Origin of the sequence: Saccharopolyspora sp. CA-218241 (genome assembly GCF_050954615.1) — a bacterium.
Lineage (GTDB): Bacteria > Actinomycetota > Actinomycetes > Mycobacteriales > Pseudonocardiaceae > Saccharopolyspora > Saccharopolyspora cebuensis.
Map to the genome: position 1 here is coordinate 2,886,531 of NZ_CP191860.1, position 14,427 is coordinate 2,900,957.

Sequence of the window (14,427 nt, forward strand, 5' to 3'; positions counted from 1 at the left end):
GGTGTGCGATGGACTTCGGCCTCGTCCTGCAGACCGACCCGCCGGCGTGGACGGTCGTCGACCGGATGCGCCGCGCCGAGAGCCTGGGCTTCACCCACGGCTGGACCTTCGACTCCTGCGTGCTGTGGCAGGAACCGTTCGTCATCCACAGCCAGATCCTCGGGGCCACCGAGCGGCTGGTCGTCGGCCCGATGGTGACCAACCCGCGCACCCGCGACTGGACGGTGACCGCGTCGCTGTTCGCCACGCTCAACGACATGTTCGGGCCGCGGACGGTGTGCGGGATCGGGCGCGGTGACTCGGCGCTGCGGGTCACCGGCGGCAAACCGACCACCCTCGGCGCGCTGGAGCAGGCGATGCGGGTGATCAAGGAACTGGCCGAGGGGCGGGAGGTGCTGGTCGGCGGCACGGCGGTGCGGCTGCCGTGGGTGCGCGGCGGCGACTTGCCGGTGTGGATGGGCGCCTACGGGCCCAAGGCGCTGGAGCTGGTCGGCAGGCAGGCCGACGGGTTCATCCTGCAACTGGCCGACCCCTACCTGACGCGGTGGATGGTGGAGCACGTCCGGCAGGCCGCCCGGGAGGCCGGCCGCGACCCGGGCTCCATCACGATCTGCGTGGCCGCCCCCGCCTACGTCGGCGAGGACCGCGCCCACGCGCGGGAGCAGTGCCGGTGGTTCGGCGGCATGGTCGGCAACCACGTCGCCGACCTGGTCACCCGCTACGGCACGTCCGGGACCGTGCCGACCGCGCTCACCGACTACATCCGGGACAGGCAGGACTACGACTACGCCCACCACGGCCGCGCGGGCAACAGCAGCACCGACTTCGTCCCGGACGAGATCGTCGACCGGTTCTGCCTGCTCGGGCCGGTGGCCGACCACCTCGCCCGGCTGCACGAGCTGCGCGAGGCCGGGGTGGACCAGTTCGCGCTCTACGCCATGCACGACGCGGTCGACGACACCCTGGAGGCCTACGGCGCCCACGTCGTGCCCGCGCTCGCCGGCTGAGCGACGGCGCCCCGTGGCGGTCGGTGCGCACCGCGTCACCCGCCGGTGCCCGGCCGACCGCGAGGGCGATCACACGCGCTGCGCTTTGTAGAGTCCCGCGCGAACGTGGCAGTCCCGCTCGACGGGGCACGGCGAGGAGGGAATGCCATGCGCGGTGGTCTCCGCGAGCGGCTCGGCATCGGCTGGACGGTGCACGGCGACGGCCGGGCCCCGCGTCCCGGCACGGCGGTGGGGCCGGGTGAACGGCTGTCCTGGGGCCGCACCGCCGGGCTCGGCGCGCAGCACGTGGTCGCCATGTTCGGGGCGACGTTCGTGTTCCCGGTGCTGATGGGCCTCGACCCGAACCTGGCGATCATGGTCTCCGGGGTCGCGACCATCCTGTTCCTGCTGATCGTGCGGGGCAAGATCCCCAGCTACCTGGGCAGCAGCGCGTCCTTCGTCGGAGCGGTGTCGCTGATCCGGGCCGGGGGCGGGGACAGCTCGGCGGTGACCGGCGCCATCCTGGTGTGCGCGGTGGTGCTCGCCGCGGTCGGGCTGGTCGTGCACTTCGTCGGCGGCCACGTGGTGCACCGCGCGCTGCCGCCCGCGGTGTCCGGCGCGGTGGTGATGCTGATCGGCTTCAACCTGGCCCCGGTGGTCGCCGAGACGTACTGGCCGCAGGACCAGTGGATCGCGCTGATCACCATGCTGGTCGTGCTGGCCGGCACCGTGCTGCTGCGCGGCTTCTGGTCGCGGATCGCGGTGTTCCTCGGGCTGGTCTCCGGCTACCTGCTGTCCTGGCTGTTCGATCTGGCGTTCGGCCCGATCACCGCGCCCGACGCCAACGGCGAGGTCGGCACCCGGCTGCGGGTGGACCTCAGCGGGGTGGGCGAGGCCGCCTGGTTCGGGTTGCCGGAACTGCACGGCCCCACCTTCGACGCCGCCGCGATCCTGGTGGTGCTGCCCGCGGTGATCGCGCTCATCGCGGAGAACACCGGCCACGTGAAGGCCGTGGAGGAGATGACCGGCACCCGCCTGGACGGCAGCCTCGGCCGGGCGATCTTCGCCGACGGCTTCGCCAGCGCGCTGTCCAGCTCGATCGGTGGTCCGCCCACCACCACCTACGCCGAGAACATCGGCGTCATGGCGGCGACCCGGGTGTACTCCACCGCCGCGTACTGGGTGGCGGCGGTCGTGGCGATCGTCTTCGGGCTGTGCCCGAAGTTCGGCGCCGTCATCGCCGCGACGCCCGGCGGGGTGCTCGGCGGCATCACCGTGGTCCTCTACGGCATGATCGGCCTGCTCGGCGCCCGGATCTGGGTGGAGAACCGGGTCGAGTTCGGCGACCCGGTCAACCTGCTGCCGCTGGCCGCCGGGATCGTCATCGGCATCGGCGGGGTGTCGCTGGACATCGCACCGCGGTTCAGCATCGGCGGCATCGCGCTGGGCACGATCGTGGTGGTGGCCGGGTACCACCTGCTGCGGTTCGCGGCGCGCCGGAGCCCGCGGCGGGAATAGCGGGGACCGCCCGGCCGCACCGGCACGCGGATGGGCGGTTGCGCCGCGACGACCGATCCGCTGAGGTGGTGATCACCGGAGGCGGAGGTGGCGGTGCTGGACGAACCCTGGTGGGCGCGCGGCGTGGACGTCACCCGGCCCAGTTCGGCGCGGGTCTACGACGTCCACCTCGGCGGCTCGCACAACTTCGAGGTGGACCGGGAGCTCGCCGAACGCGCGGCGCGGATGATGCCGTCGCTGCCCTCGGTGCTGCGGGCCAACCGGTCGTTCCTGCGGCGCGTCGTCGCCCATCTGGCCGGCGCGGGCATCACGCAGTTCCTGGACCTGGGGTCGGGTATCCCGACGGTCGGCAACGTGCACGAGATCGCCCAGCGGGTCGATCCGCGCAGCCGGGTGGCCTACGTCGACTCGGACCTGGTGGCGGTCGCCCACAGCCGGGCCATCCTGCGCGACGCCCCGCGCGCCACGGCGGTGCGCGCGGACTTCCGGGACGCCGCCGCGGTGCTGTCCCACCCGGGCGTCACCGGACTGCTCGACTTCGACGAGCCGGTCGCGGTGCTGTTCTTCGCGGTGCTGCACTTCGTGCCGGACGACGACGACCCGGCGGGGATCGTGGCCGCCTACGCCGACGCCCTCGCCCCGGGCGGCCACCTGGCGCTGTCGCACGCGTGCAGCGACGACGCGCCCAGCTCCACCCGGCAGGCGGCCGAGATGTACTCCGAGCGCATCGGCGGGTTCTACCCGCGTCCGCTGCGGCGGATCGCCGAGATGTTCGCCGGGCTGCCGATGCTCCCGCCGGGTCTGGTCGACCTCACCGACTGGCATCCGGACACCGACGCCCCGGACACCGGCACCCCGGACACCGGCGCCCCGGGCGCGCCGGGGGAGCGGCCGCGGACCGGGCCGGGCGGCGTGGCCGTCAAGTGATGAGCGACCGAATCTCCCGGGCGGCGGCCCGGCCCGCCCGGTTGGCGCCGATGGTGCTCGCGGAAGGGCCGTAGCCGACGAGGTGCAGCCGGGGTTCGGCGACCGCCCGGGTGCCGTCGAGCTGGATGCCGCCGCCCGGCGCGCGCAGCCGCAACGGGGCGAGGTGGCCGAGCACCGGCCGGAACCCGGTCGCCCACAGGATGACGTCCACCTCTTCGGCGGTGCCGTCCGGCCACACCACCCCGCCCGGGGTGATCCGTTCGAACATCGGTCGCCGGTGCAGCACGCCCAGCTCCTCGGCGCGGCGCACGGCCGGGGTCGGCGGCAGTCCGGTCGCGCTCACGACGCTGCCCGGGGGCAGGCCCGCCCGCACCCGGCGCTCGACCTCGGCCACGGCCGCGCGGCCCCGTTCCGGGGTGAACTCGGCGGCGGACAGCTCCGGCGGCCGCCGGGTCACCCACGTCGTCGAGGCGATCCCGGCGAGCTCGACGAGGTGCTCGACCGCGGAGATCCCGCCGCCGACCACGAGCACGCGTTCGCCGCGGAACTCCTCGGCGGACCGGTAGTCGGCGGTGTGCAGCTGCCGCCCGGCGAACCGGTCCCGACCCGGGTAGTGCGGGAGGAACGGGTTCTCCCAGGTGCCCGTCGCGTTGACCACCGCGCGCGCGGCCCAGGTCCGCTCCGCGGTCTCGACCAGCAGCCGCTGGCCGCCGTCGCGGACGGCCCGGACCCGGACCGGGCGGTGCACCGGCAGCGCGAAGGTCCGCTCGTACCGCGCGAAGTACTCGCCGACCACCTCGGCGGCGGGGCGGGCGGTGTCGACCTCGCCCAGCGGGAGCCCCGGCAAGTCGTGGATGCCGTGCACCGCGCCGAGGCGCAGCGACGGCCAGCGCTCGCGCCACGCCCCGCCGGGGTGGTCCCCGGCGTCGAGCACCACCTGCCCGACATCGAGCCGCCCGAGGTGGTGCGCGGTGCTCAGGCCGGCCTGCCCGGCTCCGATGACGACGGCGTCGACGTGGTCCACGTCCGGGGCAACGGTGCGGTGGGGGAAATCTTCCCGGGAGTGGTGCGCATCACCGGTTTCGGCGCCGCCGCCGACGGGCATTGGCCACCGACCGGGGACTTGGCGGGCCTGGCACCCGAACGGGTGCGATGCACGACACCCCGAGGGCGGCTTTAATACCCCGGAAACGAAGCCCTAGTATTGAATTCGTACGTGGGTGTCCGCCCCGAACCGTCTTCCGAGTGCAGTTCCCCGAACGGGGGCGCGCGCTCGCGCGCGCACGCGGGAGAAGGGGAGGTAAGCAGAAGGGAGGCAAGGAAGTGGCAACGGTATGGGTGGCTCTGTTGGTCGAAGCGGTCGTGCTGCTGGGCATGGCAGGAGCTGCGGTCAAGTGGGTGAACCGCTCGCCGGAAAGCAACCCTGACCAGGCCATCGGGGCGACCGCACCGGCTCTGGAGCCGGCGGCCTGACAGGCGCGCCACGGGCTTGCCCCTGCGGGGACAAGCCCGTCGTTTCCTTCTCCGACCGTCTCGCGGTACTCATTTCCCGAGGCGGTTTCATCGTCGTCGAATCGGGTTTCGTTACATGATTCCCGATTCCTTTTCACCTCTTCTCCGCCCGCCCGCCTTCGGCGCCCTTTCGGAACGCGCCGGGTTCTCGGGCGTCCCCGCCGTGCGGCGTGCGGGCGAGGCGGAGTCCGAGGCCCCGCGCGAGCGGTCGGCGGCCGCTCGGTGTCGCGCCACCCGGCCCCTGCTGCCCCGTTAGGGTGTGGTCGGCAGAACGAGCGACGGGGAAGGGCTTCCGTGACACCTGAACGAGCGACGACGCAGGCGCCGGCGGAGCGACCGGGTTCGGTCCTCGCCGACTACCGGGCGTTCGTCGAGCGCGCGGTCCGCAATCCCTCGTCGGTCGGGGCGGTCGCGCCGAGCTCCCCCGCCCTCGCGGACCGCATCGCCGCCGTGGTGCCCTCCAGCGGTGACCCCGTGGTGGTCGAACTGGGACCCGGTACCGGCGCGCTGAGCCGGGCCATCGCCCGGCGGCTGCCCGAGGGCGGGCGGCACGTGGCCATCGAGGTCGATCCCGGCATGGTGGACCACCTCAACCGGGCGCTGCCGTGGCTGGAGGTGGTCCAGGGCGATGCCGCCCGGCTCGGCGAGCTGCTCCCGGGCGCCGGGATCGAGCGGGTGGACGCCGTGGTCAGCGGGCTGCCCTGGTCGATCTTCCCCGGCCGCCTCCAAGAGGACATCCTCCAGCAGGTCGGGGCGGTGCTCGCCCCCGGCGGCGCCTTCACCACGTTCGCCTACGTGCACGCCCTGGGCATGACCGGCGCCCGCGAGTTCCGGCGCAGGCTGGACCGCGGCTTCGACGAGGTCCTCACCAGCCACACCGTGTGGCGCAACGTGCCGCCCGCGCGGATCTACGCCTGCCGCCGCCCCCGCCGGGCCTGAGCAGCCCGCCGAACGGCTCGCGAACCGAGTGAGGGGCACCTTCCTCCGGCATGGTCGGATGAAGGTGCCCTCGCTCAGCTCACCGATGGGTGAGGCCGTCCTGGGAACGGCGGAACGGGGCCGGGGCGCTTGTGGCGCCCCGGCCCCGTTCGTCGGTTGCCCGCCGGATCGGCGGGAGATCAGGAGCGGATCATCTTGCGCAGCACGTACTGCAGGATGCCGCCGTTGCGGTAGTAGTCCGCCTCGCCGGGGGTGTCGATCCGGACGGTGGCGTCGAACTCCACCGCGGAGCCGTCGGCCTTGGTCGCCGTGACCTTGACCGTCTCCGGGGTCTCGCCGCCGTTGAGGGCGGTGATGCCGGAGATGTCGAAGGTCTCGGTGCCGTCCAGGCCCAGCGAGGACGCCGAGGAACCCGCCGGGAACTGCAGCGGGATGACGCCCATGCCGATCAGGTTCGACCGGTGGATGCGCTCGAAGGACTCGGCGATGACCGCCTGCACGCCCAGCAGCCGGGTGCCCTTGGCCGCCCAGTCGCGCGACGAGCCGGAGCCGTACTCCTTGCCGCCGAGCACCACCAGCGGGGTGTCCTGCGCGGCGTAGTTCTGCGCGGCGTCGTAGATGAACGCCTGCGGCCCGCCGTCCTGGGTGAAGTCGCGGGTGTAGCCACCCTGCACGTCGTCCAGGAGCAGGTTGCGCAGCCGGATGTTGGCGAAGGTGCCCCGGATCATCACCTCGTGGTTGCCGCGGCGCGAGCCGTAGGAGTTGAAGTCCTTGCGCTCGATGCCGTGCTCGGTGAGGTACCGGCCCGCGGGGGAGTCCGGCTTGATCGCACCGGCCGGGGAGATGTGGTCGGTGGTGACCGAATCGCCCAGCAGCGCCAGCACCCGGGCCCCGGCGATGTCGGTGACCTCGCTCGGCTCCATGCCCATGCCCTCGAAGTACGGGGGCTTGCGCACGTAGGTGGACTCGGCGTCCCACTCGAAGGTCTGGCCCTCGGGGGTGGGCAGCGACCGCCAGCGCTCGTCGCCGGAGAACACGTCGGAGTAGTCCTTGGTGAACATCTCCTGGGTGATCGCCGAGTCGATGACCTCCTGGACCTCCTGCGGCGACGGCCAGATGTCGCGCAGGTACACCGGGTTGCCCTCGGTGTCGTTGCCCAGCGGGTCGGTCTCGAAGTCGAAGTCCATCGTGCCCGCGAGGGCGTAGGCGATGACCAGCGGCGGCGAGGCCAGGTAGTTCATCTTGACGTCGGGGTTGATCCGGCCCTCGAAGTTCCGGTTGCCCGACAGCACCGAGACCACCGACAGGTCGTTGTCCTGCACGGCGCTGGAGATCTCCTCCGGCAGCGGCCCGGAGTTGCCGATGCAGGTGGTGCAGCCGTAGCCGACCAGGTGGTAGCCCAGCTTCTCCAGGTACGGCCAGAGGCCGGCCTTCTCGTAGTAGTCGGTGACGACCTGCGAACCCGGCGCCATCGAGGTCTTGACCCACGGCTTGCGGGTCAGGCCCTTGTCCACGGCGTTCCGGGCCAGCAGCGCCGCGCCCAGCATCACCGACGGGTTCGAGGTGTTGGTGCAGGAGGTGATCGAGGCGATCACCACGGCGCCGTGGTCCAGCTCGAAGGAGCCCAGCTCGTCGGAGGAGACGTGCACCGGCTTGGACGCCCGGCCGTTCGCGCCGTGGGCCGCCGAGACGACCTTGGGGGTCGAACCGTCCCCGGTCACCGATGGGGCGTCGCTGGCGGGGAAGGACTCCTTGCCCGCTTCGTCCAGCGCGTCCTCGGTGCCGTCGCTGGTGACGTAGTCGGTCAGCGAGTGGCGGAAGGCGCCCTTGGCGGCGGAGACCGCGATCCGGTCCTGCGGGCGCTTCGGGCCGGCGATGGACGGGACCACGGTGGACAGGTCCAGCTCGAGGTACTCGGAGTACTCCGGCTCGGCGTTCTCGTCGTGCCAGAGGCCCTGCTCCTTGGCGTAGGCCTCGACGAGGTCGACCTGCTCGGTGGAGCGGCCGGTGAGCTTGAGGTACCGGATCGTCTCGTCGTCGATCGGGAAGATCGCGCAGGTCGAGCCGAACTCGGGGCTCATGTTGCCGATGGTGGCGCGGTTGGCCAGCGGCACCGAGGACACGCCCGAGCCGTAGAACTCGACGAACTTGCCGACCACGCCGTGCTCGCGCAGCATCTCGGTGATGGTCAGCACGACGTCGGTGGCGGTGGCGCCCGCCGGGATCTCCCCGGTGAGCTTGAAGCCGACCACGCGCGGGATGAGCATCGACACCGGCTGGCCGAGCATCGCGGCCTCCGCCTCGATGCCGCCGACGCCCCAGCCCAGCACGCCGAGGCCGTTGACCATCGTGGTGTGCGAGTCGGTGCCCACGCAGCTGTCCGGGTACGCCTGGCCGTTGCGGGCCATCACGGTGCGGGCCAGGTGCTCGATGTTGACCTGGTGCACGATGCCGGTTCCCGGGGGACGACCTTGAACTCGTCGAAGGCGCCCTGGCCCCAGCGCAGGAACTGGTAGCGCTCCTTGTTGCGGCCGTACTCGAATTCGACGTTGCGCTCGAAGGCGTCCGGCTTGCCGAACACGTCGATGATCACCGAGTGGTCGATCACCAGCTCGGCGGGGGCCAGCGGGTTGACCTTCGAGGTGTCCCCGCCGAGCTCGGCGACGGCTTCGCGCATGGTGGCCAGGTCGACGACGCAGGGCACACCGGTGAAGTCCTGCATGATCACCCGTGCCGGGGTGAACTGGATCTCGGTGGCCGGATCGGCCTTGGCGTCCCAGTTCGCCAGCGCGCGCACGTGGTCGGCGGTGATGTTGGCGCCGTCCTCCGTCCGCAGCAGGTTCTCCAGGAGGATCTTGAGGCTGTAGGGCAGCCGCTGCGCACCGTCGACCGCGTTGAGCCGGAACACCTCGTAGGAGGCGTCACCGACCTTCAGCGTGCCGCGGGCGCCGAAGCTGTCCTTGCTCGCAGGTGCAGTCACGTTCAACTCCATCTCGCGACGGACGCAAGTTCGGGAACGAGTGCGAGTCTCGCGCACGTCGGCCGAGCGTGCGCGTGGACCCGGATCTCAGGAGTAACAGTACGCTTGTCCTGTATTGCACTACAACCAAGGGTCGGCAAACTTCCGGCTGCGCCGCTCCCGGCGGTGCGGAACCCGGCTCGTCCGTCACCCGGTCGTGCTTCCATGGCGCGGTGCGATTCCCCTTCCGCGACGCCAAGACCACCGGACTGGTCTGCGCGGTCGCCTCGGCGATCTGCTTCGGCGGTTCCGGTCCCTTCGCCAAACCCCTGATCGCCGCCGGGTTCAGCCCGTTGCAGGTGGCGTGGCTGCGCCTGGCCGGGGGCGCGGTGCTGATGCTGCCGTTCGCGCTCCGGCACGTGCGCACCGCGCGGCGGGTCCCCCGGCTGCTGCTCGGCTACGGGTTGTTCGCCATCGCCGGGGTCCAGGTGAGCTACTTCGCCGCGATCGCCACGGTGCCGGTGGGGGTCGCGCTGCTCATCGAGTTCCTCGGGCCGGTGCTGGTGCTGGGCTGGATCCGGTTCGTCCGCCGGCGTCCGGTGACCCGCTCGGCGGCGCTCGGCGTGGTGCTGGCCGTGGTCGGCCTGGCCTGCGTGGTCGAGCTCTGGGGCGGGCTCGGGTTCGACCCGGTCGGGCTGCTGCTGGCGCTGGCCGCCGCCGGTTGCCAGGCGACCTACTTCCTGCTCTCCGACAGCGGTCCCGACGTGAACCCGCTGGCGCTGGTGTCCTACGGGCTGCTGCTCGGCGCGGCGGCGGTCACCGCGCTGGCCCAGCCCTGGCGGATGGACTGGGGCGCGCTGCTCGGCGACGTCGAGCTGGCCGGGCACGCCGTGCCCGCGCTGTTCGCGGTCGGCTGGATCGTGCTGATCAGCACCGCGCTCGCCTACCTGACCGGCATCGTCGCGGTGCGCCGGCTCTCCGCCCCGGTGGCGGGCGCGGTGGCCTTCCTCGAACCCGTGGTCGCGACGCTGCTGGCCTGGGCGCTGCTGGGGGAGGCGCTCGGCCCGGTGCAGGTGGTCGGCGGAGCGCTTGTCCTCGCCGGTGCCTTCGTCGCCCAGCGCGCCGCACCCGCGCGGACCCGGGCCGGGGAGCTCACCGGGGTGTGAGCGCGCCGGTCGGCTCCGCGTCCTCCACCCGCGGGAGCTCGGCCGGCCCGGGCCGCGGTGCCTCGCCGCGAGCCGGGACGGGGCGCCGCAGCCGCACTGCGACGGCGGCCAGCGCCGCGATGGTCAGCGCGATCGCCCAGTGGTGCGGGAACAGCGGGGTGTTGCCGGAGAACCAGCTCACCCCGGGCAGCTGCACCAGCCCGGCGAGCACCACCATCGAGCCGGCCCCGGCGGCCAGCACCACCGGGGTGCGCCCCCGGGTGGCCACCGTCTGCGCGAGCTGGGTCGACACCAGCGCGACGAGCGCGGCGGTGCGGGCCTGCGACGGGGTGCCCAGCGCGCGGGTGGCCAGCCAGGTCAGCGTCGCGGCGGCCGCGGTGGCCACCGCGCGGGTCCGGACGTCCTTGATCAAGGCGCTGCCCAGCGAGGCGTCGGGACCTTCGGCGAGCAGCTTGTCCGGGGTCGCCTCCGGCGGCGGGCGCACCGCGATGGCCATCGCGGGCAGCACGTCGGTGAGCATGTTGACCACCAGGAGCTGCCGGGTGTTCAGCGGAGCCGCCGTGCTGATCCCGCCGCCGACCACGGCGTAGCCGATCTCGCCCAAGTTGCCGCCCAGCAGCAGCGCCAGCGCGTCGCGCACCGAGCTCCACATGCCCCGGCCCTCGACGATCCCCTCGGTGAGCGTTTCGATCCGGTCCTCGCCGACCACGAGGTCGGCCGACTCCCGGGCCGCCGGTGCCGCGCGCGAGCCGAAGGCGATGCCCACCTGCGCCAGCCCGATCGCCGGGACGTCGTTGGCGCCGTCGCCGGTCATCGCCACCACCCGGCCCGCCGCCCGCAGCCGGTCCACGATCCGGGCCTTCTGCGCGGGGGAGACCCGGGCGAACACCGCGACGTCGGCGAGCCGCGCGGTGAGCCGCTCGTCGTCGAGCTCGTCCAGCTCGGCACCGGTGAGCACGCCCCGCCCGTCCAGCAGGTCCAGGTCCGCGGCGATGGCCTCCGCGGTGCTGGGGTGGTCGCCGGTGATCATCATGACGTCCACGCCCGCCCGGCCCAGCCGGGCCACCGCCGCCGCGGCGGCCGGGTGCACCGGATCGGCCAGCCCGAGGAACCCGAGCAGCTCCAGTTCACCGGTGGTGGGGTCGGAGAGCTCGAAATCCGGTGGCACCGGGCGTTCGGCGATCGCCAGCACCCGGAAACCGCGCCGCGCCATGCCGTCGAGGGCGGCTTCGGCGTCGGCGCGAGCGGCGTCGTCGAACTCGCCTCCCGCGTGCCGGGTGCAGCGCCGCAGCACCACCTCCGGGGCGCCCTTGACCGACAGCAGCCCGGCGGTGTGCGAGGCGTGGAAACCGCGCGACGGCTCGAACGGCAGCTCCGCCAGCACCGGTGCATCGGGCAGCAGGTCGTGCGCCGCGGCGCCGTCCAGGATCGCCTGGTCGGTCGGGTGCGGCAGCGGGCTGCCGTCCGGGCGCGGGCAGGCCCGCGCGGCGGCGGCCACGATCCCCGGGGCGTCGGCGGGATCGCAGCCGGTCCGGCCGTCGGAGGCCGCGCCGAGGGTGATCCGGCCCTGGGTGAGGGTGCCGGTCTTGTCGAAGCACAGGGCGTCGACCCGGCCCAGCGCCTCGACGGTGTCCGGGGTGCGGACCACGACGCCGCGCCGGGACAACCGCCGCGCCGCGGCCATCTCGGCGAGGGTCGCCACGAACGGCAGCCCCTCCGGGACCGCCGCCACGGCCAGGCCCACCGACCGGCTGACCGACTCGGCCGCGGGCACCCCGCGCAGCAGGTCGACGGCGAGCATCAGCCCGCCCGCCCCGATCGACAGCGGCAGGAAGCGGTGGGTCAGCTCGCCGAGCCTGCGCTGCACGCCGGTGTCCCGCCGGTGCGGTGCCGTGGCGGCGCGGGCGGTGCGGCCCACCTCGGTGCGGTCCCCGGTGGCCACCACGACCGCGCTGCCCGAACCGCCCGCCACCGAGGTGCCCCGGTAGACCATGCAGGTCCGGTCGCCCACGGTCACCGCGGCGGTGGGCTCCACCCGCTTGGCGGCGGGCAACGATTCCCCGGTCAGCCCGGACTCGTCGACCTCCAGCGACTCGGCCGCCAGCAACCGCGCGTCGGCGGGCACCGCGTCCCCGGCCCGCAGCTCGATCACGTCACCGGGAACCAGCTCGGTGGTCGGTACCTCCTCGACCTCGCCGCCTCGGCGGCGGCGCGCGGTCGAGCGGTCCGGTTCCCGCAGGCGGGACAGCTCCCGCTCGGCGTGGACCCGCTGGACGCCCTCGATCACCGCGCCGGTCAGCAGCACGCCGCAGATCAGCGCCGCGTCGGTCACCGAACCGAGCCCGGCCGAGACCACCGCGCCCGCCCCGAGCACCGAGGTGATCGGCGTGATCAGCGCTTCGGTGGTCGCGGCGAGCAGCCCGATCGGTGCTTCCCGCGCCTCGCCCGCGGGTTCGGTGCGGCGGCGCGCTTCGGCGGCGCTGAGCCCCTCCCGCGATCCGGCCACCGTCCGCAGCACCGCCTCCGGGGTCATCGCGTGCCACGGGGTGCGCTCGCGCGGCACCGGCGGCGCGCGCCCGGCCACCCGCCAGCCGATCCAGGTACCGGTGAGCAGCGCGGCCAGCGTCGCGGCGTGGCACGGCATCCCGGCGCGACCGGGTGCGCCGGACGCGGGCCCGAACGCGGCGAGGAACGCGCCGACCGCGGAGCCGACCGCCGACAGCGCCGCCGCCCGGGTGCTGGACCGGCGGGCCCCGCCCTGCGCGGCGAGCAGGAAGTGCACCAGCGCGGGGGTCGGGCACAGCACGTCGGCCGCCCACACCGGAGCCGCCGGCCCGGACGCGCCGATGCCGACGTCGGCGGCCAGCAGCGCCGCGCCGTCCCGGGCCGAGACCACGGCCACCACCGCGCCTTCCCGCTGCAACCGGCGGACCTCGCCGGGCAGCCGGGTGCCGCCCGCGACGGCGCCGTCCACGTCCAGCCGGTGGTCCAGCCGGGTGCCCCGGCCGCTGATCAGCACCGCCGCGTGCTCGCCCGCGACCTCGACGAGGGACTCCGCGAGCGGGTCCAGCTCGGCGACCAGCACCACCACCGCGGCCGGCTCCTCCCGGTCGCGCAGCAGGAAGATCTCGGCGCCCCGGGCGAGCTCCTGCCGCACCTCGTCGAGCACCGACGCGGGCAGCCCGGAGCTGCCCCCGGAGCTACCGGAGTGCGCGGTGAGCGTCCAGCCGCCGTGGGCGACGATCTCGCCGTCCGGATCGACCAGGTCGCCCGCCACCGCGAACAGCTCCGCCGCGTCGCGGTCGGCCAGCGGGATCACCCGCTCCACCACCCGCCTGCCGGTCAGCAGGGCGGCGGCGTCGAAGACGACGGTGTCCACCCGGTCCAGGCGGCGCAGCGCGTCGGGTTGCAGCACCAGCGCGCCGCGTTCGGTCGCGGTGCTGGTGAGCTGCGCGGCGAACGCCTCGCGCCCGGCCTTGGCGGCCCGCGGCGTGGCGGCCAGCAGCACGGCCAGCGCCCGCTGCCGGTCGCGGGTGGCGGCCAGCGTCGCCGCCCAGCCGCCCAGCGCGGCCCCGCCCGAGGTGCTCGCCACCCGCTCCACCGGCCCGCCGGGCAACGGGACGGGCCGGGGTTCGCCGGACACCGGGCCGCAACCGTGCTCCGCCCCCGGTTCGTGCCGCGCCCACGCCTGCCCGCGGGCCACGGTTTCCCGGGCCGCGCAGAACCGGCCGCCGAGATCGGCCAGCACGCCGAGCGGGCGCTGCGCGAGCCCGTTGGAGACCGCGCCGCCGACGGCCAGCGCCACGTCGCAGCCCTCGCGCCCCAGCACCCGTTCGGCGCCCGCGCGCAGCCACGGCACCGAATCGACCAGCGACACCGCCGCGGGCACCACGGGTGAGGTGGCGCGGAAGGGCAGCAGCGAGCCGAGCAGCGAGTAGCCGAAGCCCAGCGCGCTCAGCGCCAGGGCTCCGGCGTCGCGCAGCAGGGCGTCGGGGTCGCCGGGGTGGGCGGTGCCGCTCGGCGCGCGCTCGGTGTCGCGCAGCCCGTGCTCGGCCTCGACCTCGGCGAGAACCCGGGCCAGCACCGCCACCGCCACCTCGGCCGGATCGTGGTCCACCACCACCCGGCCGAGCACCCGGTTGACCTCCACGGCGCGCACGCCCTCGACGCCGCGCAGCCGGTCGCCGAGAGCGCGGACCGCGTCGTCGGCCGAGCGCTCGTGCAGGCCGCGGACTTCCAGGTGGGAGTGCCGCCCGCGCCAGGTCCGCCGATCGGTGGTGGTCCGGCCGCGCGCCGCCGCGAGCACGGGAGCGACCACCTCGGCAGTGCGGGACCACAGGCGGTGCAGCGGCATCGCGGCACCACCCCCTTCGGCGGCCCCCGGGATCAGCGCGTGCTCGGGCCGCTCATCAGCTCCGCT

8 protein-coding genes and 1 pseudogene are annotated in these 14,427 nt (G+C 74.2%); 6 read left to right on the forward strand and 3 right to left on the reverse strand.

All coding sequences use genetic code 11. The features are described 5' to 3' along the window. Window positions 1-8 precede the first annotated feature (8 nt). The 3 genes from ACQP0T_RS13735 (at window position 9) to ACQP0T_RS13745 (ending at window position 3,431) form a co-directional block, all read left to right on the forward strand. Complete coding sequence (locus tag ACQP0T_RS13735) at window positions 9-1,007, forward strand: TIGR03842 family LLM class F420-dependent oxidoreductase (RefSeq protein ID WP_433873484.1); 999 nt, start codon at window positions 9-11, stop codon at window positions 1,005-1,007. A 147-nt stretch (window positions 1,008-1,154) separates the two neighbouring features. Further along, on the forward strand, window positions 1,155-2,504 hold the full coding sequence (locus tag ACQP0T_RS13740; RefSeq protein ID WP_433873485.1) for a uracil-xanthine permease family protein: 1,350 nt from the start codon (window positions 1,155-1,157) through the stop codon (window positions 2,502-2,504). A 93-nt stretch (window positions 2,505-2,597) separates the two neighbouring features. Next, the gene (locus ACQP0T_RS13745) at window positions 2,598-3,431 is read left to right on the forward strand and encodes an SAM-dependent methyltransferase (protein ID WP_433873487.1); all 834 of its coding nucleotides are present in this window, start codon (window positions 2,598-2,600) and stop codon (window positions 3,429-3,431) included. Here the strand turns inward: ACQP0T_RS13745 and ACQP0T_RS13750 are convergent. Further along, entirely contained in the window at window positions 3,424-4,455 is a 1,032-nt protein-coding gene (locus ACQP0T_RS13750) for an NAD(P)-binding domain-containing protein (RefSeq protein WP_433873489.1), read from the reverse strand. The genes ACQP0T_RS13745 and ACQP0T_RS13750 overlap by 8 nt on opposite strands. 221 nt (window positions 4,456-4,676) lie before the next feature. Between ACQP0T_RS13750 and ACQP0T_RS13755 the strand changes: the two genes are divergently transcribed. Continuing rightward, on the forward strand, window positions 4,677-4,904 hold the full coding sequence (locus tag ACQP0T_RS13755; protein ID WP_345366416.1) for a hypothetical protein: 228 nt from the start codon (window positions 4,677-4,679) through the stop codon (window positions 4,902-4,904). A 333-nt stretch (window positions 4,905-5,237) separates the two neighbouring features. Further along, window positions 5,238-5,882: a class I SAM-dependent methyltransferase gene (locus ACQP0T_RS13760; protein ID WP_433873491.1), complete on the forward strand. Its 645-nt coding sequence runs from the start codon at window positions 5,238-5,240 to the stop codon at window positions 5,880-5,882. A gap of 179 nt (window positions 5,883-6,061) precedes the next feature. On the opposite strand, the pseudogene acnA reads toward ACQP0T_RS13760, so the two are convergent. After that, window positions 6,062-8,874: pseudogene (acnA, locus tag ACQP0T_RS13765) on the reverse strand (aconitate hydratase AcnA). 200 nt (window positions 8,875-9,074) lie between these two features. Here acnA and ACQP0T_RS13770 point away from each other — a divergent pair. Then, window positions 9,075-10,007, forward strand: coding sequence for an EamA family transporter (locus ACQP0T_RS13770; protein ID WP_433873492.1), 933 nt, complete (start codon window positions 9,075-9,077; stop codon window positions 10,005-10,007). Here the strand turns inward: ACQP0T_RS13770 and ACQP0T_RS13775 are convergent. After that, the gene (locus ACQP0T_RS13775; RefSeq protein WP_433873494.1) at window positions 9,994-14,361 is read right to left on the reverse strand and encodes an HAD-IC family P-type ATPase; all 4,368 of its coding nucleotides are present in this window, start codon (window positions 14,359-14,361) and stop codon (window positions 9,994-9,996) included. The two genes, ACQP0T_RS13770 and ACQP0T_RS13775, sit on opposite strands and share 14 nt — an antisense overlap. Window positions 14,362-14,427 lie beyond the last annotated feature (66 nt).